This window comes from Dyella marensis (genome assembly GCF_049532885.1).
Classification (GTDB): Bacteria; Pseudomonadota; Gammaproteobacteria; order Xanthomonadales; family Rhodanobacteraceae; genus Dyella_D; species Dyella_D marensis.
Genome location: NZ_CP064029.1, coordinates 164,290 through 188,975, shown reverse-complemented (window position 1 = coordinate 188,975; position 24,686 = coordinate 164,290). Strand labels below are relative to the sequence as shown.

General features: G+C 67.3%; 22 protein-coding genes. 13 read left to right on the top strand and 9 right to left on the bottom strand.

Annotated features, from left to right (window positions below):
* Positions 1-108: 108 nt before the first annotated feature.
* The 4 genes from ISN75_RS00740 (at position 109) to ISN75_RS00725 (ending at position 5,668) form a co-directional block, all read left to right on the top strand.
* Positions 109-846 carry a fimbrial biogenesis chaperone gene (locus ISN75_RS00740; RefSeq protein WP_167255020.1) on the top strand — a complete coding sequence of 246 codons (738 nt, stop codon included), beginning with the start codon at positions 109-111 and terminating at the stop codon, positions 844-846.
* Positions 843-3,614, top strand: coding sequence for a fimbria/pilus outer membrane usher protein (locus ISN75_RS00735; protein WP_343819234.1), 2,772 nt, complete (start codon positions 843-845; stop codon positions 3,612-3,614). The genes ISN75_RS00740 and ISN75_RS00735 overlap by 4 nt, the downstream gene beginning before the upstream one ends.
* Positions 3,614-4,636, top strand: coding sequence for a fimbrial protein (locus tag ISN75_RS00730; protein ID WP_343819235.1), 1,023 nt, complete (start codon positions 3,614-3,616; stop codon positions 4,634-4,636). The genes ISN75_RS00735 and ISN75_RS00730 overlap by 1 nt, the downstream gene beginning before the upstream one ends.
* Positions 4,637-4,732: 96 nt before the next feature.
* A complete protein-coding gene (locus ISN75_RS00725; protein WP_168648923.1) occupies positions 4,733-5,668 on the top strand; it encodes a fimbrial protein in 936 nt (311 codons plus the stop codon).
* A 4-nt stretch (positions 5,669-5,672) separates the two neighbouring features.
* Here the strand turns inward: ISN75_RS00725 and ISN75_RS00720 are convergent, their stop codons facing one another.
* Complete coding sequence (locus tag ISN75_RS00720; RefSeq protein WP_167255012.1) at positions 5,673-6,017, bottom strand: hypothetical protein; 345 nt, start codon at positions 6,015-6,017, stop codon at positions 5,673-5,675.
* A 301-nt stretch (positions 6,018-6,318) separates the two neighbouring features.
* Positions 6,319-7,065 carry an FAD-binding oxidoreductase gene (locus ISN75_RS00715; RefSeq protein WP_168648925.1) on the bottom strand — a complete coding sequence of 249 codons (747 nt, stop codon included), beginning with the start codon at positions 7,063-7,065 and terminating at the stop codon, positions 6,319-6,321.
* A gap of 90 nt (positions 7,066-7,155) precedes the next feature.
* On the opposite strand from ISN75_RS00715, the gene ISN75_RS00710 reads away from it, so the two are divergent.
* From ISN75_RS00710 to ISN75_RS00690, 5 genes are all read left to right on the top strand, one after another.
* Positions 7,156-8,124: an ABC transporter ATP-binding protein gene (locus ISN75_RS00710; RefSeq protein WP_343819236.1), complete on the top strand. Its 969-nt coding sequence runs from the start codon at positions 7,156-7,158 to the stop codon at positions 8,122-8,124.
* Positions 8,121-8,897, top strand: coding sequence for an ABC transporter permease (locus ISN75_RS00705; protein ID WP_167255006.1), 777 nt, complete (start codon positions 8,121-8,123; stop codon positions 8,895-8,897). The genes ISN75_RS00710 and ISN75_RS00705 overlap by 4 nt, the downstream gene beginning before the upstream one ends.
* Before the next feature lie 5 nt (positions 8,898-8,902).
* Positions 8,903-9,622: a pseudouridine synthase gene (locus ISN75_RS00700; RefSeq protein WP_167255004.1), complete on the top strand. Its 720-nt coding sequence runs from the start codon at positions 8,903-8,905 to the stop codon at positions 9,620-9,622.
* A 99-nt stretch (positions 9,623-9,721) separates the two neighbouring features.
* Entirely contained in the window at positions 9,722-10,036 is a 315-nt protein-coding gene (locus tag ISN75_RS00695) for a metalloregulator ArsR/SmtB family transcription factor (RefSeq protein ID WP_167255002.1), read from the top strand.
* An 84-nt stretch (positions 10,037-10,120) separates the two neighbouring features.
* Positions 10,121-11,524, top strand: coding sequence for a DUF2867 domain-containing protein (locus ISN75_RS00690; RefSeq protein WP_343819237.1), 1,404 nt, complete (start codon positions 10,121-10,123; stop codon positions 11,522-11,524).
* Here ISN75_RS00690 and ISN75_RS00685 read toward each other — a convergent pair.
* The 3 genes from ISN75_RS00685 to ISN75_RS00675 are packed head-to-tail and all read right to left on the bottom strand — an operon-like array spanning position 11,519 to position 15,965.
* Positions 11,519-12,223 carry a c-type cytochrome gene (locus tag ISN75_RS00685; RefSeq protein WP_343819238.1) on the bottom strand — a complete coding sequence of 235 codons (705 nt, stop codon included), beginning with the start codon at positions 12,221-12,223 and terminating at the stop codon, positions 11,519-11,521. The two genes, ISN75_RS00690 and ISN75_RS00685, sit on opposite strands and share 6 nt — an antisense overlap.
* Positions 12,224-12,233: 10 nt before the next feature.
* A complete protein-coding gene (locus ISN75_RS00680) occupies positions 12,234-14,846 on the bottom strand; it encodes an MtrB/PioB family outer membrane beta-barrel protein (RefSeq protein ID WP_343819239.1) in 2,613 nt (870 codons plus the stop codon).
* Between the two features lie 12 nt (positions 14,847-14,858).
* Entirely contained in the window at positions 14,859-15,965 is a 1,107-nt protein-coding gene (locus ISN75_RS00675) for a DmsE family decaheme c-type cytochrome (protein ID WP_343819240.1), read from the bottom strand.
* A gap of 220 nt (positions 15,966-16,185) precedes the next feature.
* Between ISN75_RS00675 and ISN75_RS00670 the strand changes: the two genes are divergently transcribed.
* Entirely contained in the window at positions 16,186-17,139 is a 954-nt protein-coding gene (locus ISN75_RS00670; RefSeq protein WP_167254992.1) for a LysR substrate-binding domain-containing protein, read from the top strand.
* Between the two features lie 130 nt (positions 17,140-17,269).
* Positions 17,270-18,196, top strand: a complete 927-nt coding sequence (locus ISN75_RS00665) for a DUF2167 domain-containing protein (protein WP_167254990.1) — start codon at positions 17,270-17,272, stop codon at positions 18,194-18,196.
* Between the two features lie 98 nt (positions 18,197-18,294).
* Here ISN75_RS00665 and ISN75_RS00660 read toward each other — a convergent pair whose 3' ends face one another.
* On the bottom strand, positions 18,295-18,999 hold the full coding sequence (locus ISN75_RS00660; protein ID WP_343819241.1) for a helix-turn-helix transcriptional regulator: 705 nt from the start codon (positions 18,997-18,999) through the stop codon (positions 18,295-18,297).
* Positions 19,000-19,377: 378 nt separating this feature from the next.
* On the opposite strand from ISN75_RS00660, the gene ISN75_RS00655 reads away from it, so the two are divergent.
* Positions 19,378-20,733 (top strand): Fic family protein, encoded by a 1,356-nt coding sequence (locus ISN75_RS00655; RefSeq protein ID WP_343819242.1) that lies wholly within the window; start codon positions 19,378-19,380, stop codon positions 20,731-20,733.
* Positions 20,734-20,788: 55 nt separating this feature from the next.
* Here the strand turns inward: ISN75_RS00655 and ISN75_RS00650 are convergent, their stop codons facing one another.
* Positions 20,789-23,020, bottom strand: coding sequence for an NADP-dependent isocitrate dehydrogenase (locus tag ISN75_RS00650; RefSeq protein ID WP_343819243.1), 2,232 nt, complete (start codon positions 23,018-23,020; stop codon positions 20,789-20,791).
* Between the two features lie 259 nt (positions 23,021-23,279).
* Between ISN75_RS00650 and ISN75_RS00645 the strand changes: the two genes are divergently transcribed.
* Positions 23,280-23,762 carry a cupin domain-containing protein gene (locus ISN75_RS00645; RefSeq protein WP_343819244.1) on the top strand — a complete coding sequence of 161 codons (483 nt, stop codon included), beginning with the start codon at positions 23,280-23,282 and terminating at the stop codon, positions 23,760-23,762.
* A 70-nt stretch (positions 23,763-23,832) separates the two neighbouring features.
* Here the strand turns inward: ISN75_RS00645 and ISN75_RS00640 are convergent, their stop codons facing one another.
* Both ISN75_RS00640 and ISN75_RS00635 read right to left on the bottom strand, forming a co-directional pair.
* The gene (locus ISN75_RS00640; protein WP_343819245.1) at positions 23,833-24,336 is read right to left on the bottom strand and encodes a hypothetical protein; all 504 of its coding nucleotides are present in this window, start codon (positions 24,334-24,336) and stop codon (positions 23,833-23,835) included.
* Between the two features lie 14 nt (positions 24,337-24,350).
* The gene (locus ISN75_RS00635) at positions 24,351-24,644 is read right to left on the bottom strand and encodes a LysM peptidoglycan-binding domain-containing protein (RefSeq protein WP_167254982.1); all 294 of its coding nucleotides are present in this window, start codon (positions 24,642-24,644) and stop codon (positions 24,351-24,353) included.
* Positions 24,645-24,686 lie beyond the last annotated feature (42 nt).

Here is a 24,686-nt window from a genome sequence, read left to right as displayed (position 1 = left end):
TGTAGAGGCAAGTCCGCGCCGGAACCCATGTGGCTCGACCCCATGCGGTTCCGGCGCCCACTCCGCCGCCACCGGCGGAGCATCTCAAGTTCGCAGCGAGGGAAATCCATGAGGAAGTTTGTCTGCGCCCTGGGCGCGGGCCTGCTGGCCCTGTGTCTCGGCGCTCCGGCCGCGCACGCCAATGTATTGATCGGCGGCACCCGCGTGGTCTTCCCCGCGAAGGATGGCGAAGTGACCGTGCGCCTGACCAACGACAACGACCACCCCGTGCTGGTCGAGTCGTGGATCGACCGCGGCGATGTGCATAGCACCCCCGAATCCGTCGATGTGCCCTTTCTGATCACGCCTCCGCTGTTCCGCATGGAGCAGAAGAAGGAGCAGAGCCTGCGCATCGTCTACACGCACGAGCAGCTGCCGGCCGACCGCGAGTCGCTGTTCTGGCTCAACGTGCTGGAAGTGCCGCCCAAGCCCACCGGCCCGCAGGCCGAGGGCCAGAACCTGCTGCAGCTGGCGCTGCGTTCGCGCCTGAAGCTGTTCTACCGCCCGGCCGGCCTGCAGGGCGATCCGCTGAAGGCGCCGTCGCAGCTGACCTGGAAGGTCGACGCCGACGGCAAGGCGCTGGTGGCGCACAACCCCACGCCGTTCCACGTCACCATTTCCGAGCTCAGCGTGAGCGTCGGCGGCAAGGCCGTCGCCGCGGAGCTGGGCATGGTCGCGCCGCTGTCGGACCTGCGCCTGCCGCTGCACGACGGCGCGCCGAAGCCTGCCGCCGGCAGCGTGGTGAAGTTCACCGCGATCAACGATTTCGGCGCCGCCGACAGCTACACGGGCGCCATCGCCCCGTGAGCTTCCTGCGCGCCAGCCACGGCAGCGACCGCAACGGCGGCCACTGTGGCCGGCGTGCGCTGCTGTGCCTGGCGATCGCCGGCGCGCTGGGCGGCTGGAGCCTGGGCGCGCTCGCCGCGGCGCCGGCGGCGGCGAACGGCGCGGCCGCTTCCGGCGCCGACGCCTCCGCGCCGGTGGAAGCGAGCTTCGACCGCAATCTGCTGTCGGGCGCCGGCCGCAACACCGGCGACCTCTCCCGCTTCGAGCGCGGCACCATCGTGGTGCCCGGCGTCTACCGCACCGACATCTTCCTCAACGGCGCCTGGGTGGCGCGCGGCGACGTGCGTTTCGCTTCGCCCAAGCCCGATGCCAACGCCATCCCGTGCCTGTCGAAGGAACTGTTCGACCGCCTCGGCCTGCCGCTGCAGAAGCTGTCCGCCGAACAGCAGGCGAAGCTCAACGACGCGCAGGGCTGCCTGGACATCGGCAGCCTGATCGACGCGGCCAGCATGAACTTCGACCAGCCGAACCTGCGCCTGGACGTGAGCGTGCCGCAGGCCTGGCTGGGCACCCGCGCGCGCGGCTACGTGAGTCCGGAAAACTGGGACCGCGGCGTCGACGCGGCGCTGCTCAACTACAGCTTCAACAGCTACCGCACGCGCAACGGCGGCGTCAGCCAGACGTCGTCCTTCCTCGGCCTCAACACCGGCATCAACCTCGGCGGCTGGCAGCTGCGCCACGATTCGACGCTGCTGATGCAGTCCGGCGCCGCCGGCGCACCGTCGCGCCGCCACTGGGAAAACATCGACACCTATCTGCGCCGCGACCTGCCGTCGCTGCGCGCGCAGATGACCATCGGCGATTCGTATACCGGCGGCGAGCTGTTCGACAGCGTCAGCATCCGCGGCGTGCAGATCGCCACCGACGACCGCATGCTGCCGGATTCGTTGCGCGGCTACGCGCCGACCGTGCGCGGCGTGGCCGAGTCCAACGCCAAGGTGACGGTGCGCCAGAACGGCATCGTGCTGTACGAAACCACGGTGTCGCCGGGTCCGTTCGTGATCTCGGATCTTTACTCCACCGGCTACGGCGGCGACCTCAATGTCACCGTCACCGAAGCCGACGGCCGCATCCGCAACTTCACCGTGCCCTACGCCTCGGTGCCGCAGCTGCTGCGCCCGGGCGTCACGCGCTTCTCGGTGGTGGCCGGCGAGCTGCACGACACCTCGATCCACGCCAAGCCGGCGATCGCGCAGGCCACCGTGCAGCACGGCTTCAGCAACCTGCTCACCGGCTACGCCGGCATCGTCGGCACCTCCGGCTACGGCGCGGTGCAGGTGGGCGGCGCGTTCAACACGCACTACGGCGCGATCGCGCTGGACGTCACCGCGGCGCGCACCGAGATCCCCGGCCAGTCCAGCCAGGACGGCCAGAGCGTGCGGCTGAGCTACAGCAAGATCATCCCGGAGAGCAACACGTCCTTCAGCGTGGCCACCTACCGCTATTCCACCAGCGGCTACCTGGGCCTGCGCGACGCGCTGCTGACCCGCGACATCGCGCGCGGCTACCGCTACGTCGACCCCACCACGCTCACCACCATCAACGGCGTGAGCACGCCCGACCTGCTCACGCCGGAGCAGCGCCAGGCGCTGCAGGGCGCGTCCAACAGCTTCACCAGCTTCACCCGCCAGCTCGACCGCCAGCGCAGCCGCTTCGACATCAACGTCAACCAGCGCCTGGGCCAGAGCGGCGGCACCGTCTACGTCACCGGCTCCGCGGTGGACTACTGGAGCCGCAGCGGCACCGACGTGCAGTTCCAGGTGGGCTACAACAACGCGTTCCGCCGCCTGAGCTACAACCTGTCGGCCACGCGCGTGCGCGACGTCAACGGCCGCTTCAGCAACCAGTTCTTCGCCAGCATCTCGCTGCCGCTGGGCGACAGCGTGCACGCGCCGACCTTCGGCGCCACCGTGAGCCACGACAGCAGCGGCCATTCGCTGGCCCAGGGCACCTTGAGCGGCACCGCCGGCGTCGACAACGAATACAGCTACGGCGCCACCGCCACGCACGACAACGGCGGCAACGGTACGGATTCCAGCAATGCCGGCACTGTGTACGGCGGCTACCGCAGCCCGTTCGCGCAGTTCAACGCCAGCTACGGCAAGGGCAGCGGCTACTCGCAGGCCTCGGTCACCGTGGCCGGTTCCGTGGTGGCGCATCCGGGCGGCGTGACCTTCGGCCAGCCGATGGGCGACACCGTGGCGATCGTCTCCGCGCCGGACGCCAAGGGCGCGCGCGTGCTCAACGCCGCCGGCGTGCGCATCAATGGCGCCGGCTATGCGCTGGTGCCCTACCTCACGCCGTACAACCGCAACACCGTGCAGATCGACCCGAAGGGCCTGCCGCTGTCGGTGCAGATGGAAAGCACCAGCGCCGAAACGGCGCCGCATGCCGGCGCCGTGGTGATGCTGCGCTACAAGACCGAAAGCGGCCGCTCGATGATCGTGCGCGTGAAGCAGGCCGACGGCCGCGTGGTGCCGTTCGGTGCCGAAGTGGTGGACGAGAACGGCAAGAACGTGGGCGTGGTCGGCCAGGCCGGGCGTATCCTGGCCCGCGTCGCGGGCGACCGCGGCGTGCTGAGCGTGCAGTGGCAGGATGCCGACGAGAACGCGCTGCGCTGCCAGTTCCCCTATCAATTGCCCGCTGCGGCCAAGGGCGCGGCGGACAGCTACCAGAAGTTCGACGCCACCTGTACCGCGGCGGTGTCGGGCAGCGGGAGCCACCCGTGATGCGCATGTTCCATTTCTCGCGACGCATCGGCGGCCTGTTGCTGCTGGCGCTGCTGCTGTGCCTGCTGCCGCTGGGCGCCAGCGCGGCGGTGAACTGCACGATCACCAACAATACGCTGAGCATCGGCAACGTCAGCGTGTCGCCCAGCGCGCCGGTGGGCACGGTGCTGGCTACTTCAGGCACCGCGCCGATCACCATCAGCTGCACCGGCATGCCGTACGACAACACGGCGCAGGGCAAGGTGGTGACGATGCAAGCGGGCAACCTGGCGCCGCGCGATCCCAGCGATCCGCCCAGCGGCGGCGGCATCGCCTTCGACACCAATGTGCAGGGCGTGGCCCTGGTGGTCACCGCGACGCCGGTGCAAGCCTCGGACAGCGCCTGCCTGCGCTGCGGCCCGGGCAGCACGGCGGGCTTCGAAGCGGTGACGGTCAACTACCCCACCACCAGCGCTACCTCCACCTTCACCGCCAAGCTGGTCAAGACCGGCCCGATCACACCCGGTGCACTGGGTTCGATCCAGCTCATGCAGTTCTGGTGGTACATCTACGGCAAGACCGCCAGCGTCGGCCCGCTGTCCAGCCTCACCTTCAGCGGCGGCAATGTCAGCGTGATCGCCTGCTCGGTGAATACCGATTCGCAGACGCTCAACGTGGCCCTGCCGCCGGTGAGCACCAGTGCGCTGACGGCCGTCGGCGCCACCGCCGCGACCACGGCGTTCAAGATCAACCTCAGCTGCCAGTCGGGTTCGAACGTGTCCATCACGCTGGCCACGTCCACGCCGGGCACCGGCGCCGGCGTGATCGCGCCGGCCACCGGCACCGGCAAGGCGGCGAACGTGGGCGTGCGCCTGCTCGACGGCAGCCGCAATCCGGTGACCTTCAACACAGCGAAGTCGCTGGGCGCCACGCCCAATGGCACGCTGAGCATTCCGTACTACGCGCAGTACTACCTGACCGCCACGCCGGCCGGCAGCGGCCAGGTGACGGCGACGGCTACTTACACGCTGACCTACCAATAGCGCCGTGAGCGCCAGTCAGCACGGCCAGCCTCGGCTGGCCGCCATCCGCCGCCGCTGCCGGGGAAGGCACGGCGGCATGCAGGGGGAAACAACGTGATGCGCCGGATTCTGCTGCTGCTCGCGGCAACCATGCTCTTGCTGCCGCTGGGCGCGCAGGCCAGCTGCAGTTTCACCAGCGGCAATACCGCCAACGTCAACATCTCGTTCGGCAGCACCACGATCACGATCGACCCGAACCTGCCAGTGGGCGCGACGCTGGCCAGTTCCGGCCAGTTCTCGCCGACGCCGATCTCGCAGATCTCCTGCAACAGCACCACCACCATCGGCGTGGTCAACGTGGCCGGCAGCCAGCCTGCCTCGGGCGCCACCATCTTTCCCACCGGCGTGGCCGGCATCGGCTATCGCGTGACGCATCCGGATACTTCCAGCTATCTGCGCGCCTATCCCGGCGATTCGATCGCCAGCGGCAGCTACCAGATGTCGGTGACCTCCGGCCTGGAGTTCGTCAAGACCGGCACCATCGCCAACGGCGCCACGGTGGGCAGCGGCACGATGGGCTACTGGCGCTACGACAACAACCGGCGCATCGAGAACTTCAACCTCAGCACCACGCTCACCTTCGTCTATCCCTCGTGCTCGGTGAATACCAGCACGATCAACATCGTGCTGCCCACGGTGTCCAATACCGCCTTCAATGGCGTGGGTACGGTGGCGGGCGCGACGGTGGTGCCGATCGCCCTGCAGTGCGCGGCGGGCAGCCAGATGTACATCCAGTTCGATACGGCCAACGCCGCCAGCGGCGCCACCGGCGTGATCGCACCGGCCACCGGCACGGGGCGCGCGCAGAACGTCGGCGTGCAGCTGATCGACAAGACCTTCGTGCCGGTCAGCTTCGGCACGCCCGCGCTGGTCGGCACCACCCCGAACGGGCCCCTGACCCTTACCTACTACGCACGCTACTACCAGACCGCCACGCCAGTCGCGGCCGGCTCGGTGAGCGCGACGGCGACGTTTACCCTTTCGTACCAGTGAGGCTTCAGTCGTAGGTCTGCGTGACCAGTTTCGGCTGCGCGCTCAAGTATTGGCCGAAGTAGACGATTAAGGGGTCTGAGGCGAGCGGCGTACCGACGGTGTCGCTCACCGACAGCGCATACGACTGCGCGAGCTGGCCTGGCGTGGGATGAGCCCCCTCCGAACAGCGATAGCGATGCGCCGCATTCGCGCCTTGCGCATCGCCGATGCGCTGGGAGCTCGCCGAACAGGTCGGTTCGACGATCCTTCCCGAGAAGACGATCGTCCCGCCATCGGCCATCGCCGCCGCCGGCGCGAAGGCCATCGCGACCAGGCCAGCCACCAGCGTCTTGCGTATCCAGATCCGCATCCCGACCTCCCTGCGCCCCTCAATCGGATGAGCGCTTTTCCGGTCTGTCGGCTGCCCGGGACCGGGCTTTAATCCGAAAACTGTTGCGAATTCGGATTTGTGATGAGCGTCACAATGCGTGGGCGTATGTCGAACGGTCTATGGCCGAAAGCTCGATGTAAATCAAAGCTTTGTGATTAATTTGTTTGGGCCGGATGCAGAGTTGCCGCTAGCCTGCGGCAGGCGCAGGGGATTTTTGGGGCGGGTATTCGAGCCCGCCCGATCGGGTACCAGGAAGGTGTCGGCCCGCCAGCCGGAAACTTCAGCGCGAGGAGACGTATTTCTCGCGGCGGATCTGCGGCACCGGCAGGCCGTATTCCTTCAGCGCATTGAAGGCGCCGTCGACCATGTTCGGATTGCCGCACAGATAGGCGATATCGCGGTCGGCGCTGGGCGAGAGCTCCGCCAGCACGCCCTGCACGTGGCCGCTGCGGTCGTTCGGACGCGGCACGGCGCGGGCCTGGCGGCTCAGGCAGGCGTGGAAGGAGAAACCCGGGTTCTCGCGCTCGAAGGCTTCGAATTCGGCGCCGTACAGCAGCTCGGTCTCGTTGCGCGCGCCGTACAGCAGAGCCACTTCGCGCCCGCCCTGGGCCAGCAGCTCGCGCAGCAGCGGCAGCATGGCGCGGTACGGGGTGACGCCGGTGCCGGTGGCCAGCAGCAGATAGCGCGGATGCGCGTCGCCCGGCTGCAGGCAGAAGCGGCCATAGGGGCCGCTGGCTTCGACGGTCTGGCCCGCTTCCAGGCTGCCCAGCAGCTTGGTGGCGGCGCCGCCTTCGACGTAGCTCACGGCGATTTCGATGCGCTGCGCCGGCGAGCGGCCGTCGCCGACGGTGGCCACGGAATAGCTGCGCTTGGTCGGCGTGCCGTCGTCGTACTGGAAGTGCACCTGCAGGAACTGCCCGGGCACAAACGCGAGCACCTGCCCGTCGGCGCGCTCGAACACCAGGTGGCGCACGGTGGGAGCCAGCATGTAGCTGTCGACGAGGCGGAGGGTGAAATGATCGGCCATGGGAATCCGGAAACAGTGAGTGCGCCCCGCGGAACCGGCCGGCGGGAACCAGCCCGCTATAATAGGAGGCTGGCCCCTTCGGTGCAGCCCATGCCCACCCCGCCATCCTCATCCGCCCCCGCCCTCGTCGTCGACAACCTGCGCAAGACCTACGCCAACGGGGTGGAAGCCCTCAAGGGCGTCAGCCTGACCGTGGAACCCGGCGACTTCTTTGCCCTGCTCGGCCCCAACGGCGCCGGCAAGTCCACCCTGATCGGCATCCTGTCCTCCCTGGTCAACGCCAGCGGCGGCGACGCGCGCGTGTTCGGCGTGTCGGTCAACCAGCAGCGCGGCAAGGCCATGCAGCTGATCGGCCTGGTGCCGCAGGAAATCAACTTCAATGTGTTCGAGAAGCCGTTCGACATCTGCGTGAACGAGGCCGGTTTCTACGGCATCCCGCGGCGCATCGCCACCGAGCGCGCCGAGAAGTACCTGCGCGAGCTGCGCCTGTGGGACAAGAACCAGGAGCAGGCGCGCACGCTCTCCGGCGGCATGAAGCGCCGCCTGATGATCGCCCGCGCCATGATGAACGAGCCCAAGCTCTTGATCCTCGACGAGCCCACCGCGGGCGTCGACATCGAGATCCGCCGCTCGATGTGGCAGTTCGTCAGCGGCATCAACGCGGCCGGCACCACAGTGATCCTCACCACGCATTACCTTGAGGAAGCCGAGCAGCTGTGCCGCAACATCGCCATCATCGACCGCGGCACCATCGTGGAGAACACCACCATGAAGCGCCTGCTGTCGACGCTGGACTCGGAAACCTTCGTGCTCGACGTGTCCGGCGTGCCGGGCGAACTGCCCGCCCTGCCCGGCGTCAACCTGCGCTGCCTGGACGACCACACGCTGGAAGCGGAAATGTCCCGCGCCCACGACCTCAACTCCATGTTCACCGCGCTGTCCTCGCACGGCGTCACCGTCACCTCGATGCGCAACAAGACCAACCGCCTGGAAGAACTGTTCGTGCGCCTGGTGGAACAGGGCCGCAACGCCAAGTCCGCGCAGGAGCAGGCCGCATGAATGCCACCGGCAACCTCGTCGCGCTGGGCACCATCGTCCGCCGCGAAATCGTGCGCATCCTGCGCATCTGGACGCAGACGCTGATCCCGCCGGCCATCACGATGACGCTTTACTTCGTCATCTTCGGCAAGCTGATCGGCAGCCGCATCGGCACCATCGAAGGCGGCTTCAGCTACATGCAGTACATCGTGCCGGGCCTGGTGATGATGAGCATCATCACCAACAGCTACGGCAACATCTCCAGCTCGTTCTTCGGCGCCAAGTTCAGCCGCGCGGTGGAGGAGATGCTGGTGTCGCCGATGCCGAACTGGGTGATCCTGCTGGGCTACGTCACCGGCGCGGTCACGCGCGGCATGATCGTCGGCGCGCTGGTGCTGGTAATCGCGCTGTTCTTCACCCACCTGCAGGTGGTGCACCCGCTGATCACCTTCGTCTCGGTGCTGCTGGGCGCGACCATCTTCTCGCTGGCCGGCTTCGTCAATGCGGTATACGCGAAGAAATTCGACGACATCGCCCTGGTGCCGACCTTCGTGCTCACCCCGCTCACGTATCTGGGCGGCGTGTTCTATTCGGTCAACATGCTGGCCGAGCCGTGGCAGAGCATCTCGCGCGTCAACCCCATCCTGTACATGGTCAACGCCTTCCGCTTCGGCGTGCTGGGCGTGAGCGACGTGAACATCGGCGTGGCCTTCGTGGTGATGCTTCTGTTCGTCGGCGGGCTGGCCGCGGTGGCGCTGCACCTGCTCAAGCGCGGCGTGGGCCTGCGTTCGTAACCGGCATGCGCGTCAACAAGTACATCAGCGAGGCCGGCCTCTGCTCGCGCCGCGAGGCGGACGAGCTGCTGCTGGCCGGACGCGTCACCATCAACGGCGAAGTCGTCAGCACCGGCGCCAAGGCGCTGGAAGGCGACGAGGTGCGCGTGGACGGCGAGATCGTCAAGGCGCGCATCCTGGCGGCGACGCCGGCGGCGAAGCGCGCGGTGTACATCGCGCTGAACAAGCCGGTGGGCATCACCTGCACCACCGACCAGAGCGTGTCCGGCAATATCGTCGACTTCGTCGACCACCCGCAGCGCGTGTTTCCGATCGGCCGCCTGGACAAGGACTCGGAAGGCCTGATCCTGCTCACCAGCAACGGCGACATCGTCAACGAGATCCTGCGTTCGGAAAACAACCACGAGAAGGAATACCTGGTGGCGGTGAACAAGCCCGTCACCGATGCCTTCCTCGCCGGCATGGCCAAGGGCGTGCGCATCCACGGCCAGCTGACCAAGCCGTGCCGCACGCGCAAGATCGCCAAGTTCGGCTTCGCCATCGTGCTGACCCAGGGCCTGAACCGGCAGATCCGCCTGATGGCCGCCGAGTTCGGCTACCGGGTCACGCAGCTGCGCCGCGTGCGCATCGTCAACGTGAAGCTGGGGCATCTGAAGCCGGGCCAGTGGCGCAACCTCACCGAGGCGGAACTCAAAGGGCTGCTGCCCAACCGCACGCAGTGGTGAGGTCTCATCCCTGCACACTGCTTTCTTGAACCGGGCCGCTTGACGCGGCCGGATTCCGCGGCTATATATTTAGCAACTTCGTTAATTGCTTAAGAGCTGATGGCCGTCGACCTGTTCTTCGAAGCCCTGGCCTCCCGCCCCCGGCGCGAAATCCTGGCCTATCTGTCGGCCCAGGAGCTGACCGCGGGCGAGATCGCCAGCCGTTTCTCGATGAGCGCGCCGGCCATTTCGCGCCACCTGTCCGTGCTGGAAGGCGCGGGGCTGGTGAGCAGCGAGCGGCGCGGCCAGTACGTGGTGTACCGGCTCAACAAGGACAACCTGGTCAATACGCTGACGGGGTTCGCCTTCGAAATCTGTCCCAAGGCCGGACCGTTGAAGCGCGAGTCGCGCCGGCTCGCACGCAAGGAAAGCTGACGCGGCGAAAGCGCCAGCCCAGGGGAATCCAATCGAGCGGTTCGTACCGGTGGTGCCAGCGGCGCCGCCACGGAGAAGTGCGTCATGGCGATACAGACACGCAGCACCGGCAGTTTTCCCACGGCGACGATCGCCTCGCCGCATGGCGGGCTGCCGGTGGAGGTCAGCTTGATCGCGCAGCTCGGGCATGGCGTGGGCGACCAGATGCATGCCGGCGCCTCGGCGCTGCAGCGGGCGCATCCGGCCTTTGTCGACGAGCTGGACGAGCCCTCGACCAAGCTGGGCGGCACCGATTTCGCCAAGGGCGATGCCACCGCGCTGTACACCTTCGCGGTGGGCACGAAGGGACATCCGTTCCATCGCCATGCGGGGCACCGCGTGTTTACGGCCGTCTCCGGCAGCGGCGGCGCGCAGTTGCGCTTCTCCACGGCGACCAGCGCCGAACTGGCCGACGATCCCGCGCACTTCGCGCGCACCCTGCACCACATCGATATTCCGCCGGACTGCATGTTCACCGTGCGCTTCAACGGCACGACCTGGCACCAGTTCGCGCCGCTGGACCCCGCGCACCCCGCGCTGTTCGCCATCTCCTGCCACACCAACGAACTGGGCGGCGAGCTGAGCGAAGCCGTGCGCCAGCAGGTGCTTGCGGGCACCGCCTCGATTCCCTCGCTCACCGAGACCCTGCCCGGCGCGGTGCTGCACTGGCTGGCCGCCAACCCGCCGGCATCCGAAGACATTCCCACCATCGCACTCGCGCTGGAAGCGGCGCCGGGTTCGCTGCAGAGCCGGCTGTGCCGTGTCGCGCGCGGCATGCTCGGCCGCCTGCGCGGCCTGTGCGCCACCTGCCGCAAGGCCGGCGGCTTTTTGTGGGAATCGCAGGGGCGCCTGCCGGTGCAGGCCATCGAGCCGCCGAAGGACTCACTGCTGCGCGGACAGCTCGAACACAGCCACCAGCACGAGGACATGGTGCGCATCCGCCTGCGCGATCCGGCGCTGGCACGCGCCGGCGCGCCGCGCCTGCTGGCCGGGCTGCTGGACGGCTTCCTGCGCAATCCGCCCTCGAGCGTGTCGCGCATGATGGCGGTGCGCAACACGCTGGTGCGTCCGCTCGGCCTGCGCACTTCGCCGCTGGGCTGCCCGGTGTCCTCGCTGCTCTCGCGCCAGGCGGGCGAGACCTTCGACGGCCGCTTCCCGGTGCTCGCGCAAGCCGTGGATGCGCGGCATGCGCAGGTCATCCTGGGCGCCGACGACAAGCACCTGCGCTTCCGCTCCTGCGTGGCGGTACGCATCGTCGACGACGCGCACGTCGAACTCACGCTCGGCACGCGCATGCACTGCAAGAACCTGTTCGGCGATATCTATATCGGGCTGATCGAACGCATGCACCGCCACCACGTCAGCCCGGCAATGCTGCGGCTGGCGGCCGAACACGCCTTCATGCGCCAGCCCGTGCGCAGCTCGCCGCTGCGCGTGCTGCCGCTATAGCGACTGGATGTAGGCGGCCAGCGCCTGGATATCTTCATCGTCCAAGTGCTGCGCCACGCCTTCCATGATCCTGCCGTTGCTGACGCCGACGCGCTTGCCATGGCGGTAGTCGCCCAGCTCCTGCCCGACATAGAACGCCGACTGCCCCGCCAGGCGCGGGAAGGTGTGCCATGCGGTATCCGGCGCGCCCGGCCACGGACTGGCCGGCCCCTGCCCCACCGGACCATGGCAACCCTGGCATGGCGGCACGCCTTTGGCCGGATCGCCCGCCAGGAACAACTGCGCGCCGCGCGACGCGACATCGGGCTTGCCCGCTGGCTTGGCCGGCAGCGCGGCAAAGTGCGCCGCGAGATTGCGCATGTCCTGGTCGCTGAGCGTCGCGGCCTGGCCGGTCATGATCGGATCGCTGCGCTGGCCGCCCTTGAACGCCTTCAGCTGCAGATAGAGATACGTCGCCGACTGGCCGGCGAGGTTCGGGAAGTTCGGCGCGATCGCAACGCCTTGCGGACCATGGCAGGCGCCGCAGACGGCCGCCTTGGCCGCGCCGGCATTCGCATCGCCATGGATCGGCGGCTGCGCGCGCACGTCGAGCATCGCCACCGGCTTCGCGGCAGCGCTCGCCGCAGGCGCAGGCGCGTCCTGCGCAGCAGCGCACGATGCAAGCATTACCAGGACCGCGAGCGAAAGTGGGCGGATCATCGCGGCCTCCTCACAGCTTCACGTTGAACAGGGCGCCCAGCATGGTCACGCCGTAATGGTGCTGCGGCCCCTTGTCGGTGTAGATGCGCTGGCCATAGCTCAGCGTCTGGTCGAACCCCAGGTAATGCCAGTCGGTGAAGCTGCCGGTTTCGCGGCGGCCGAACAGGCGCATGCCGAAGCGGCGGGTGAAGTCGAAGTTGAAACCCAGGTCCAGCGTATTGCTGCGGTACTTGTTGTCCGGGAAGGCGTTGCCCGCCGCCGTAGCCGCATCCGGTGCGCGGTAGGCGAGGGCGCCGATGGTGGCGTAGCTGTAGCCGACGTGGCCGAACGAGCCGCTGTAGTTGTAGCTGAGGTCGGCGCGCACGCGGCCGAAATCGTGAGTGAGGGTGAAGCCGGCATTGCTGTTGCGCTCGCGGTCGAATTCCCACCACTGGTTGCCGTACGGATACAGCGGCCCGCCGAGATTCGGGTTGGTCTGCCCCGGTGTGCCCAGCGCCGCGCCGGCCGCGCCGCCGTCGGAGTCGCCCACATTGGCAATGCCCATATGCGAAGTCTCGATGCCCAGATACGCGCTGGCGGTAGTGCGCGCGCCGGGCTGCCAATCCCACTGCAAGGTGGCGCCGGTGCTGCGCGTGTCCTGGCGGCCGATCGGCGTGGCGTACTGGTCGCGGTTGCCGTAGAAGGTGGCGGAAACCGTGGTGGCGTCGCCGAACGGATAGGTGACGATCAGCCGCGCCTTGCTTTCGTTGCGGTCCGAGAGATCGTACTTGCGCATGTCGGCGACCGTATGCGCGGGCAGGCCGTTGGCGGGATCGACGAAGCCCGGCAGCGATTCGGAGAAGAACTGCGCATAGGGATCGTAGTTGTACGGCCCGCCGCGTCGGCGTGCGTATTCATAGCTGGCGCGCAAGGTCGCATCGCCGAACGAGCGCGACATCCATGAAATCTTGATGCGGTGCTCGTCCACCCGCTTGCGTTCGCGATACTTCGGTTCGTTGTGGTCGAAGGTATAGGCCACGCCCAGGCTGTTGCGCCGCCCGAACTGCCAGTCGCCACCCAGCTCGAACAGCGTGTCGTCGTAGCCATACGGCACGTTGCGCACGGTAACATTCGACGACCAGTACAGCGGATTGCGCGGATCGAAAATGCCCACCTCGCCCGGCACGATGCTGCCCTGCGAGCCGTTCTCCGAGATATAGCCGTACTGCCCCGTCTGCGGGTTGTAGGCGAGATAGCGCGTCTTGTTGTCTTCGCGATACCAGCGCAAGCCGGCATGCCAGCCAAAGCTGGACGACGGATGGAAATTCACCCGCGCGTCGACCAGGCCGGTATCGATCCGCGCATTGGCATTGCGCTGCGACAGCGCGGCCGGCGTGTTCCAGTCGGCGCAGGGCAAGGTGTAGTTGGGGCCGCCGATCGGCGTCATGTCGACACCCAGCACGCCGGCGCAGGTCACCGGCGGACGCAGCGCTGCGTTCTGGCGCATGGTGCCCCACGCGGCGGCAACGCTGAATTGGCCGTTGCCCTTCAGCTCGCGCGACAGGTCCAGGCGCAGGTTGTGGTAGTCGTTGTCCGGCTCCAGCGAGAACTCGCCCTGGTAGATATTCGCCACCTGCGGCACGCCCACCACGTTCTGCAGCTGGAACGGGCTCTGGTAATCCAGGTAGTCCTTGTGGTTGCGGAAGAACGAGCCTGTGTACGTGCCGACGAAGTGCCACACCCTGCCCACCTTGCGCAACGACAGGTTGACGTCGGTGGTGGAGAAATCGACCGGCCGCACCGTCTCGTTGATGCCGCCCTGCAGATCGTTGAAGGCGAAGAACATCGGCCCGCCCCACAAACGCGTGCCCTTGCGTTCCTCGTTGCTGATCGCCGCGGTGCCGATCCAGCCGCGGTACAACTCGCCTTCCAGCGACAGGCCGCTGCGGGTGCGGGTCAGCCCGATGGTGCGCCTTGGCGCCGCCGCCGAAGCCGCGGCGATCTGCGCAGGCGTGCTGCCGCCGGGCGTGAGCGAAGCGGGCAAGGTGAGGTTGCTGCTGCCGATGCCATTCCAGATCGGGAAGGCGTTGGTCGATACCGTATGCGGCATATCGCGGTAGAACGCTTCGATCCGGTAGCTGCCGTATTTGCCGGCGCGCAAGCGGTAGTACTGGTCGTCGGCGCTCAATCGGCTGGCGCGGAACTCCACGTATTCGCCGGTGCGCCGGTTGTCGAACATCAATCCCAGATAGCCCAGCGCGAAGCCGTTCTTCCAGTCGCTGTACTGGCGGAAGAATTCCGCGTTGCGGTCGCCGTTGAGGTGGATATAGCCGAGCTGCAATAGTCCGCGATACGTCCAGTCGCTGCCCGGCGCGACAGGCGTGCCGTCATCGGCCTGCGGCGGATACGGATATGGCACACCGGTGGGCGTGCGCTTCATGCCCGCATGCAGCCACGACATGCCGTTTGAGAGCAGCCCGTCCTGGATCCCCGCCATCATCGGCGTCCACCCGCGCGGATCCAGCGCATTGCCGTACTGCATGTCGCCCACGCGCATGGTGTCGCTGCCGTCCGCCACCTGCGCGGAAGCGGCGCCCGCCGCCAGGCCCGGCAGCGCGAGGAGAAGGAGCTGGAGCTTGCGCATCGTCCGCCTCCCTCACTTGTGGAATTTCGGTCCGGACGGGTTGTTGGACCCGTGGATATTGGTGTGGCAGGTCAGGCAGCCGCGGCCCATGATCCGCTCGTCCGGCGACACGCCATTGCCCAGGCCCGCGGCGCTCTGCAGGTCGTTCGGATGCTGCGTCATGGTGTGGCACTGCTGGCACAGCATCGGGATCGGCGCCACCAGCAAGGTCTGCTGGTTGGAGCCGTGCACGTCGTGGCAGTTGAGGCAGTTCTGCCGCACCGGCGCGTGCTCGAACAGGAAGGGGCCGCGCTTTTCGGCGTGGCAGCCGTAGCAGGTCTCGTTGACCGTGTCGGTCTTCAGCAGCGGCTTGGTGATGGTGCCGTGCGGGTTGTGGCAATCGGTGCAGGCGATCTGCCCTTCCGGCAGCGGCATGTGCGAGCGCCGGTTGAACTTGGCGCGGATGTCCTGGTGGCAGCCGCTGCACACTTCGTTGATCGACGGCTTGGCCAGCACGCCTTCGGGCGACAGCCGCGCCATCGGGTTGTGGCAATCGCTGCAGGAAAGGCCGCGGTTCTCGTGCACCGACCCCAGCCAGTGCTGCCGCGCGCCGCCGGCATGGCAACCGAGGCAGACCTGCGTCTGCGCCTGCACGGGCGTGCCGCCGTCGTGCGTGAAAGCGATGATCGAGCCTTTCGCCGCGGGGTTCTTCGCGTGCAGCGAGCCGGGGCCATGGCAGGTCTCGCAAGCTGCCTGCGGCCCGCTGTGTGCCGCGCCGACACGGAACGAAGCGACATGCAGCGAATGCGAGGCCTGCACGTTTTCCAATGCGTGGCAGGCAATGCAGGTCCTGGCGCCGACGGCATCGGCGTCGGGCGCCAGCGGGTTCTTCGGGATGGGGGCCGCATCGAACGGCGTGGCGGGCGAGTCGCTGACGGGACGCAGATGCGGGTTGCGGTTGCGCGCATCGTTGGCGCCCATGTCGGTGGCCGGCAGCATCCGCGCGATATCGCTCTGGCTCAGGCCGGACGACCCGGCCGGGGCCGCCTGCTGCGCCTGCGCACCCGGTGCCGGCAGCGCCGCCAGCAGCCCGATGGCCGCGCAAAGCAACGTCCCTGGCAGAAACGGGAACACACGCATGGCGTAACCCCATTGGCTAGCGTGATGCGCCGGCGTGTCGTCCCCTGTGGCCGGTGCCGCCAGGAGTATTCACCCTCGCCCGAACGGGAATAAGCCCTCGCGCCGAAAATGATTGTCCAAGGCGCGAGAACAATCGCAGCCTGTGGCGACGCAACATCGCGCCGCCAAAGCTTGCGGTAGCCTGAAAAGCGGGGGCTCATCCCGCGACGGGAGCCGGGACATGCAGGATCTCAACGACATCCTCTATTTCGTGCAGGTCGTCGAGCACGGCAGCTTCACCGCCGCGAGCCGCGCGATGGGCATGGCCAAATCGCAACTGAGCTTCCGCATCGCGCGGCTCGAGGAACATCTGGGCGTGCGCCTGATCCAGCGCACCACGCGGCGGTCTCACGTCACCGACATCGGCCGCCGCTACTACGACCAGTGCTGCCTGATGCTGGCCGCCGCCGAGCGCGCGCAGGAAGTGATCGACGATGCGCAGGCCATTCCGCGCGGACGCCTGCGCGTGGCTTGCCCGGTAATGTTCGCGCAGCTGCTGCTGGCGCCGGTGCTTGTAGGTTTCCTGCGCCGGCACCCGGATGTGCAGGTGGATCTGGATATCTGCCATCACCAGGTCGACGTGGTGGCGAACGGCTACGACATCGCTTTCCGCGTGCGCGCGTCGGTGCAGGATTCCAGCCTGGTGGTGCGCAGCTTCGGCATGGATCCGCAACTCCTGGTGGCCAGCCCCGAACTGCTGCAGCGTGCGGAGCCGCCGCAGCAACCCGCCGACCTGCGCCATCTGCCGAGCGTCAGCGTGCTGTCCTGCGAAGGCCGCCATTTCTGGACGCTGCTCGATGCCGCCGGCCATGCGCAGCGCGTGGAGCATCACCCTGCTCTGGTGAGCGACGACCTGCAGGTGCTGTATCAGGCGGTGACCGGCGGGCTCGGCATCGCGCAGTTGCCGCGCTTCATCTGCCGCGAGCCGATCGCCCGCGGACAACTGGTCCCGGTACTGCCGGCATGGAGCCTGCCGCCGGGCAACGTGCATGCGGTGTATCCGTCACGCCATGGCCATACGCCGGCGATGCGCTGCTTCATCGATTACATCGCCGAGCACCTGCCGGATGCGCTGGCGCGCGTGCAGCGCGGCGTGCCGGGCGGCGACGTGAAACCGCTGCTGGCGGTGGCCTGAGCCGGCACGGGGCTGGCAAAAACCTGCCCCTCCCTGCAAGAATTCACGAACCATCGCGCCGAAGGGGGAGCGATGGACGCGCGCCGGCACCGGACGCACCCATATCAACGGACGATTCCAGGGACTACACATGCAAAGCAAATTCCTGCCGGCACTCGGCCTGCTGGCCGCCTTCGCTTGGACCTCGCCGCTGCTCGCCGCGCCGGCCGACACGCCGGCCGCCGAAGACAGCGTACCCGCCGAGGCGCAGGCCTTCCTCAAGTCGCTGCATCCGGCCACCGGCGACGTGGTGGTGCCGGGCGCGCAGGCCACGCTGAAACTGGACAAGGGCTACAGCTTCCTGCAGGCGAAAGAAGCGCAGGACGTGCTCACCCGGCTGTGGAACAACCCGCCGGACCAGGACGTGCTGGGCATGATCCTGCCCAGCGAGAACATGAACGTGCTGCTCGACGACAAGGCCTGGGCGGTGGTGGTGACCTTCGTCGACGAAGGCTATGTGTCGGACGAGGACGCGGCCAAGCTCGATTACAACCAGATGCTCAAGGACATGCAGGAGGCCAGCAAGGACGAGAACGCCGAGCGCCTCAAGCAGGGCTATCCGGCGATCGAGCTGGTCGGCTGGGCCGAACAGCCGCATTACGACGCGGCTTCGCACAAGCTGTACTGGGCGCGCAATCTCAAGTTCAAGAAGGCCGACGGTTCTTCCGACGGCGCCTCGCTGAACTACGCCATCCGCGTGCTCGGCCGCCGCGGCTATCTGTCGCTCAATGCGGTGGCGCCGATCGACCAGCTGGCCCAGGTGCGCGCGGACATGCCCAAGGTGCTGGAGATGACCGAGTTCAACGACGGCGAGCGCTACACCGACTACAACTCCAAGACCGACAAGGTCGCCGCCTACGGCATCGGCGCGCTGGTGGCCGGCGGCATCGCGGCGAAAGCCGGCCTGTTCGCCAAGCTCGGCGTGCTGCTGCTGGGCTTCAAGAAGGTGATCATGGTGGGCGTGGTGGCGATCGGCGGTTTCTTCGCCAGGTTGTTCGGGCGCAAGAAGGCGCAGTAAACCGCGGCGCGTAGGTTGGGGTGAGCCATAGGCGAACCCCAACACCGCCAGCCCCAAGCGCAGCGCAACGTTGGGGTTCGCCTGCGGCTCACCCCAACCTACAACGGGGTGTCCAGCCTCACGCCCAGCGAGGACAGACAACGCAGGCCGTCGGCGCTGGGCACCAGCGCACGGCCCTGCGCGGCGCGGCGCAGCCAGCCCGCATCGAGCATGGCCGACGTCATCGCCACGCCGAGCGGGCCGCCCACGTGCAGGCGGCGCTCGGTCCAGTCCAGGCAGCCGCGGCCGTGCAGGCGCAGCAGCAGCTGGCCGGTGGCTTCGAGTTCAAGACCGGCTTCGGCCAGCGCCCGCGCACCGGCGGGCAGCAGGCGCAGGCCTTCGCTGGCCGCTTCCAGGTAGTCGCGCGCCAGCAGGCTTTCGCACAGCGCCACACCGAGCTGGCCGGCGAGATGGCGATAGCAGGTGCGCGCGCGGCGCACCGCCGCATCGGCGGACGTCTTCGGCGGCGCGCTGCGCGTGCGCGGCATGGCGAGTGCTTCGAGCATCGCCGAGACTTCGTCGTCGGCAAGGCGGTAGTAGCGGTGGCGCCCCTGCACGTGCAGCGCCAGCAGGCCGCCGTCGAGCAGGCGCTTCAGATGCGCGCTCGCGGTGGCCGCACCCACGCCGGCCACGCGCGCCAGCTCACCCGCCGGGCGTGCGGTGCCATCCGACAGCGCCAGCAGCATCGCCGCACGCGCGGGCTCGGCCAGCAGCGCACCGACTTCGGCGAGCTGGTAGCGGGTCATGGCGGGAGCGTCGGACATGCGGTGCAGTCTAGTCGGGGGAAGGATGCAGACGGTTCGTTCGAGAGCGAAGAGTGGTCACGCGCCATCGCGCCGGACGAGGCCTCGACCGGTCCATCTTTCTGGTCGCCCATGCGGCGGGGAGATGCGGAAATTTGGGACGTGCGTAGGCTTGGAGAGGGAACTGGCGGCGGCTTCAGCGCGTCCCTTTGAGCCCCCTCCTGCTGGCGTGATCTGACGCGATCAAGGTGAATCACTTCACAATGACGTGATTGTGACGCAATCTGCCGAAATCACGTCATAATGACGGGGTTCTGATAAAATCACGTCATCGCGGTCGAACGAGCGGCCAATCCGCGCTCCAGGCCGGCCTATCAGCCAACGACGGAAACCAGGCCCATGGAAACCAGCCGAGCGCTCGTGCTCCAGGCGATGCATGACCTTGCGGCAGGCGGCAAAGGATGGGCATCGATCACGGAGGTGGCTGCGCAGGCGAACGTGTCCGTATCCACGGCGCTGCGCCAACTCGGCCGGCTGGTCGACAGCGGGGACGTGATCACGGAAGGCAGGGCGCGCGCCACTCGCTACGCACTCGCCGCCGGGCCGCGCCAAGCTCCTGTCAACCAGATCCATGACCGGCCAGATCCACCGGCTGGAGACATTCCCTGGTCACCCGCTGCCATTGCCCTGCTGCAAAAGCTTGCGGCCCCCATGACGGCGCGCGAACCCGTGTCCTACCGGCGCGCGCTGCTGGACGGCTACAGCCCCGGTATCAGCTCGCTGCTGCCGCCGAAGCTTGCTGCCGAACTCCTGGCCGAAGGCCGATGGCCCGACCAGCAACCCGCTGGCACCTACGCCCGAAAAGTGCTCGAACAGCTCCTGGTCGAACTCTCCTGGTCGTCTTCCAAGCTGGAGGGGAATACCTACTCGCTGCTCGATACAGAACGACTGTTCCAGCAAGGCGCGCACGGCACGGACCAGGATGCCGTCATGCTCTTGAACCATAAGCGCGCCATCGAGTTTCTGGTCGACGACGGTCCGATGCGCGGCCTCACCACGTCGACGGTGCGCAACATCCATTCGCTGCTCATGGATGGTCTGATGCCGGAAGCCCAGCTGGGAACGATCCGCACCACGCCCGTGTACATCACCGGAACCACGTTTATTCCGCTGCAGGTTCCGCATGTACTGGGCGAGCTGCTCGATCTCATCGTGGCGAAGGCGCGTGCGATTCCCAATCCGATCGAGGCGGCTTATTTCCTTTGGGTGCAGATCGCGTACCTGCAGCCCTTCATCGACGGCAATAAACGAACAAGTCGCATCTGCGCCAATATTCCGCTCACCCTTTACAACTGCTCGCCGCTGGCTTTCATGGATGTCGGACGCCACGAGTATGCGCAAGCCATGCTGGGCATCTATGAATTCAACGACTTCAGCGCGGCCACCGACCTGTTCGTCTGGACCTACCGGCGGTCCATCAAGCGATACCGCACCATCATGGAATCCATGGGCTCGCCCGATCAGCTCGCAGTGCGCTACAGGGCAGCTTTGACGTCCGCCATAGGCATGATCGTGGGCGAAGGCGCGACTGTGGGCCACGCGGTTGAAGCCCAAGGCTTGCAGCATGAGGAGGCGGCACCGTTCCGCAGCCTGCTCGAAGAGCGCCTCGATTCGCTGCAGCCATACAACAGCGCCAGGTATCGCATATCGGAGGAACGGGCGCGACGGTGGATCGATGCCGGGCGCCCGAGATAGGTGCATGAAAAAGGGCGCCATCGAGGCGCCCCTTCTTCATCGCGGCAGGCCGTGCTTACTTCGCCAACCCATCCACCACCGCATTGAACGTCGCGCTCGGGCGCATCGCCTTGCCGAGCAGCGCGATGTCCGGGTGGTAGTAGCCGTGGATGTCCACCGCCTTGCCCTGCGCGCCGTTGAGCTCGCCGATGATCTTGTCTTCGTTCTCGGTCAGCGCCTTGGCCACCGGCGCGAACTTGGCCTTCAGCTCCGCATCGTCGTTCTGCCCGGCCAGGGCCTGCGCCCAGTACATGGCCAGGTAGAAGTGGCTGCCGCGGTTGTCCAGTTCACCGACCTTGCGCGCGGGCGACTTGTTGTTGTCGAGGATCTTGCCGTTGGCCTGGTCCAGCGCCTTGGCCAGCACGCCGGCCTTGGCGTTGTCGTAGCGATTGCCCAGGTGCTCGAAGGAGGCGGCCAGGGCCAGGAATTCGCCCAGCGAATCCCAACGCAGGTAGTCCTCTTCCAGGAACTGCTGCACGTGCTTGGGCGCCGAGCCGCCGGCGCCGGTCTCGAACAGGCCGCCGCCGGCCATCAGCGGCACGATCGACAGCATCTTGGCGCTGGTGCCCAGCTCCATGATCGGGAACAGGTCGGTGAGGTAGTCGCGCAGCACGTTGCCGGTGACCGAGATGGTGTCCTGGCCCTTGCGGATGCGCTCCAGCGAGAAGCGGGTGGCCTCGACCGGCGACAGCAGGCGGATGTCCAGGCCGCTCGTGTCGTGGTCCTTGAGGTAGCGCTCGACCTTGGCGATCAGCTGCGCATCGTGCGCGCGCTGCGGATCCAGCCAGAACACGGCCGGCGTGTTGCTGAGGCGCGCGCGAGTGACTGCCAGCTTGACCCAGTCCTGGATCGGCGCGTCCTTGGTCTGGCACATGCGCCAGATGTCGCCGGCTTCCACCGCGTGCTCCAGCAGCACCTTGCCGGCATCGTCGATCACGCGCACCACGCCGTCGGCGGCGATCTGGAAGGTCTTGTTGTGCGAGCCGTATTCCTCGGCGGCCTGCGCCATCAGGCCCACGTTCGGCACGCTGCCCATGGTGGCGGGGTCGAAGGCGCCGTGCGCCTTGCAGTCCTCGATCACCGCCTGGTACACGCCGGCGTAGCTGCGGTCGGGGATCACCGCCTTGGTGTCCTGCAGCTTGCCCTGCGCGTTCCACATCTTGCCGGAGTCGCGGATCATCGCCGGCATCGAGGCGTCGACGATCACGTCGCTGGGCACGTGCAGGTTGGTGATGCCCTTGTCGGAATTGACCATCGCCAGCGCCGGGCGGCGCGCGTACTCGGCCTGGATGTCGGCGGTGATTTCCGCCTGCTTGTCGGTCGGCAGCGCGTTGAGGCGGGCGTAGAGATCGCCGATGCCGTTGTTCGGATCGAAGCCGATCTGCTTGAGCGTGTCGGCGTGCTTGGCCAGCACGTCCTTGTAGAACTCGCTGACCACGATGCCGAACATGATCGGATCGGAGACCTTCATCATGGTCGCCTTCAGATGCAGCGAGAACAGCACGCCCTGCTGCTTGGCATCGGCCACCTGGGCGTCGACGAAGGCGGCCAGCGCCTTGCGGCTCATCACGGCGGCGTCGATGATCTCGCCCGCGCTGATCGCGGTCTTGTCCTTCAGCACCGTGCTCTTGCCGTCCTTGCCGGTCCACTCGATCTTCACCGAGGTGGCCTGGGCGACGGTGGCGGACTTCTCGCTGCCGTAGAAATCGCCGCCGTCCATGTGCGCGACGTGCGACTGCGAGTCCTTGCTCCACGCGCCCATCTTGTGCGGATGCTTGCGCGCGTAGTTCTTCACCGAGAGCGGCGCGCGGCGGTCGGAATTGCCTTCGCGCAGCACCGGGTTCACCGCGCTGCCCTTGGTACGGTCGTAGCGCGCCTTGGCGTCCTTCTCCTGCTCGTTCTTCGGCTCGTCCGGGTAGTCCGGCAGCGCGTAGCCCTGCTGCTGCAGTTCCTTGATCGCGGCCTTCAGCTGCGGCACCGAGGCGCTGATGTTCGGCAGCTTGATGATGTTGGCGTCCGGCGTGGTGGCCAGCTGGCCCAGCTCGGCGAGATCGTCGGCGATCTTCTGTTCGTCCTTAAGCAGGTCGGGGAACTGGGCCAGGATGCGGCCGGCCAGCGAGATGTCGCGCGTTTCCACGGCGATGCCGGCGGAACCGGCGAAGGCTTTGACGATCGGCAGCAGCGACTGCGTTGCAAGGAACGGCGCTTCGTCCGTGAGGGTGTAGATGATCTTCGGGGTGTTGGACATGTCTGGCCTCTTGCAACGACGTTGACAGGAAGGGGGCGCCGCTGGACGGCGGGCGGAACCGGTCACATGGCGACGGCATCCGCGAAAGCCAAGTATTGTCGCGTTTTCGCCGGGGGGACGGAACCGCTGCGGCACGCGTTTGCCCAATACTCCGAACAAGACGTACGGCGCGGTATGGGATCGGGCAAGCGACCGGCGCATGGATACGCCCCACGAAACATCGGACCATGGCCCGACCCCCGACCCGCAAGGACACGCCATGCCCCGCCTCGTCCAGGCCTTCCTCGCCGTGCTGGCACTGACGGCCGCCGCCAGCCCGGCCCCGGCCGCCGAAAGCACCACCCTGCTCAAGACCACGCGCTCCTGGGACGGCACGCCCTACCCGGCCTACGCGTCCGGCCAGCCGCAGATCACCGTGCTGCGCATCGTCATTCCGGCGCACAGCACGCTGGCCTGGCATCACCATCCGGTGATCAATGCGGCGTATGTGCTCAAAGGCGCGCTCACGGTGGAGAAGCGCGCCAAAGGCGCGAACGCCACCTGTTCGCTCGCCGAAGGCGAGGTCTTGCCCGAGCTGGTCGGCCAGGTGCATCGCGGCTACACCGGCGAGCAGGCCGCGACCTTGATCGTCTTCTATGCCGGCACCGAAGGCGCGGACATCACAGTGCCGGATGTGCTGCCCGCCCGGGACACCCCCGCGCGCGCCGCGCCGGCCTGCCATGAGCTGGCCACCCGCGGCTGAGCGCGCGCCTGAAACGACGAAGGGCGCGGTCTCCCGCGCCCTTCGTTGACGACTGCATGATCCAAGCCGGTTACTTCACCGAGAAATCCTTGGTCCCCGCCGGCTGCCCGTTCAAGGTGACGTCCACCTTGTAGTTGCCGGCCGGCCAGCCGTCCGGCTTGCTGATCTCGAACGAGGTGGTGGCCGGGCCGATGGGGGCGATGGTCTTGCTGTCTTCCTTCACCGTCTGGCCGTCCTGGTAGGTCCACTTCACCGCGATGGTGGCATTGCCGCTGCCGCTGGTGCTCACGGCGGCGTAGATGCTGTCCTTCGGCGTGAAGGTGGTGGTGGCGGTGGTGACCTTCTGGTCGGCGCCGACGGCGCTGCCCAGGTCGATCGAGACCAGGCTGACGGCCGGCGCGGGCGCCGGGGCGGCCGCGGGCGGCGTGGCCGGCTGTGCGGCGGTGGCCGCGGGTGCGGCGGTCGGCGCGGCGGCGTCTTCTTTCTTGCCGCAGGCGGCCAGGCTCAGGGTGGCGGCGAGCGCGAAGGCGATCAGGTACGGGGTCTTACTGATCTTATTGGCGGTGATCTTCATGCGTGTCTCCTCTCTCAGTCCTTGGCGGGGATCTTCAGCACCTGGCCCGGCTTGATCAGGTCAGGATTGCTCAGCTGGTCGCGGTTGGCGTCGAAGATGCGTTTCCAGTCGGCGTTGCCGTAGAAATGCTTGGCGATCTTCGAAAGGTTGTCGCCGGCGACGACCGTATAGGTCTGGTCTCCATCCGGCGCGGTCGAAACGACCTTGCTCTCCACGTTGCTGAAGTCCGCCTTGGGCGCGTCGGGCGCCGTCGACTGGACATCGCTTTGCACGTTGGAGAAATCGGGTTTTCCTGTTTCATTGCCCATCGAACACTCCTCCTTCCCGAAAGGAGCGGGCAGTGTTCCGAG

Excerpts from the sequence above, each read along its gene's own strand:
- ISN75_RS00730 (WP_343819235.1), top strand. The coding sequence starts at position 3,614 with ATGCGCATGTTCCATTTCTCGCGACGCATCGGCGGCCTGTTGCTGCTG.
- ISN75_RS00655 (WP_343819242.1), top strand. The coding sequence starts at position 19,378 with ATGGAAACCAGCCGAGCGCTCGTGCTCCAGGCGATGCATGACCTTGCG.
- ISN75_RS00680 (WP_343819239.1), bottom strand. The coding sequence starts at position 14,846 with ATGCGCAAGCTCCAGCTCCTTCTCCTCGCGCTGCCGGGCCTGGCGGCG.
- ISN75_RS00720 (WP_167255012.1), bottom strand. The coding sequence starts at position 6,017 with ATGCGGATCTGGATACGCAAGACGCTGGTGGCTGGCCTGGTCGCGATG.
- ISN75_RS00700 (WP_167255004.1), top strand. The coding sequence starts at position 8,903 with ATGCGCGTCAACAAGTACATCAGCGAGGCCGGCCTCTGCTCGCGCCGC.
- ISN75_RS00675 (WP_343819240.1), bottom strand. The coding sequence starts at position 15,965 with ATGCGTGTGTTCCCGTTTCTGCCAGGGACGTTGCTTTGCGCGGCCATC.
- ISN75_RS00640 (WP_343819245.1), bottom strand. The coding sequence starts at position 24,336 with ATGAAGATCACCGCCAATAAGATCAGTAAGACCCCGTACCTGATCGCC.
- ISN75_RS00685 (WP_343819238.1), bottom strand. The coding sequence starts at position 12,223 with ATGATCCGCCCACTTTCGCTCGCGGTCCTGGTAATGCTTGCATCGTGC.
- ISN75_RS00715 (WP_168648925.1), bottom strand. The coding sequence starts at position 7,065 with ATGGCCGATCATTTCACCCTCCGCCTCGTCGACAGCTACATGCTGGCT.
- ISN75_RS00670 (WP_167254992.1), top strand. The coding sequence starts at position 16,186 with ATGCAGGATCTCAACGACATCCTCTATTTCGTGCAGGTCGTCGAGCAC.
- ISN75_RS00740 (WP_167255020.1), top strand. The coding sequence starts at position 109 with ATGAGGAAGTTTGTCTGCGCCCTGGGCGCGGGCCTGCTGGCCCTGTGT.
- ISN75_RS00705 (WP_167255006.1), top strand. The coding sequence starts at position 8,121 with ATGAATGCCACCGGCAACCTCGTCGCGCTGGGCACCATCGTCCGCCGC.
- ISN75_RS00725 (WP_168648923.1), top strand. The coding sequence starts at position 4,733 with ATGCGCCGGATTCTGCTGCTGCTCGCGGCAACCATGCTCTTGCTGCCG.
- ISN75_RS00635 (WP_167254982.1), bottom strand. The coding sequence starts at position 24,644 with ATGGGCAATGAAACAGGAAAACCCGATTTCTCCAACGTGCAAAGCGAT.
- ISN75_RS00665 (WP_167254990.1), top strand. The coding sequence starts at position 17,270 with ATGCAAAGCAAATTCCTGCCGGCACTCGGCCTGCTGGCCGCCTTCGCT.
- ISN75_RS00710 (WP_343819236.1), top strand. The coding sequence starts at position 7,156 with ATGCCCACCCCGCCATCCTCATCCGCCCCCGCCCTCGTCGTCGACAAC.
- ISN75_RS00660 (WP_343819241.1), bottom strand. The coding sequence starts at position 18,999 with ATGTCCGACGCTCCCGCCATGACCCGCTACCAGCTCGCCGAAGTCGGT.
- ISN75_RS00695 (WP_167255002.1), top strand. The coding sequence starts at position 9,722 with ATGGCCGTCGACCTGTTCTTCGAAGCCCTGGCCTCCCGCCCCCGGCGC.
- ISN75_RS00650 (WP_343819243.1), bottom strand. The coding sequence starts at position 23,020 with ATGTCCAACACCCCGAAGATCATCTACACCCTCACGGACGAAGCGCCG.
- ISN75_RS00645 (WP_343819244.1), top strand. The coding sequence starts at position 23,280 with ATGCCCCGCCTCGTCCAGGCCTTCCTCGCCGTGCTGGCACTGACGGCC.
- ISN75_RS00690 (WP_343819237.1), top strand. The coding sequence starts at position 10,121 with ATGGCGATACAGACACGCAGCACCGGCAGTTTTCCCACGGCGACGATC.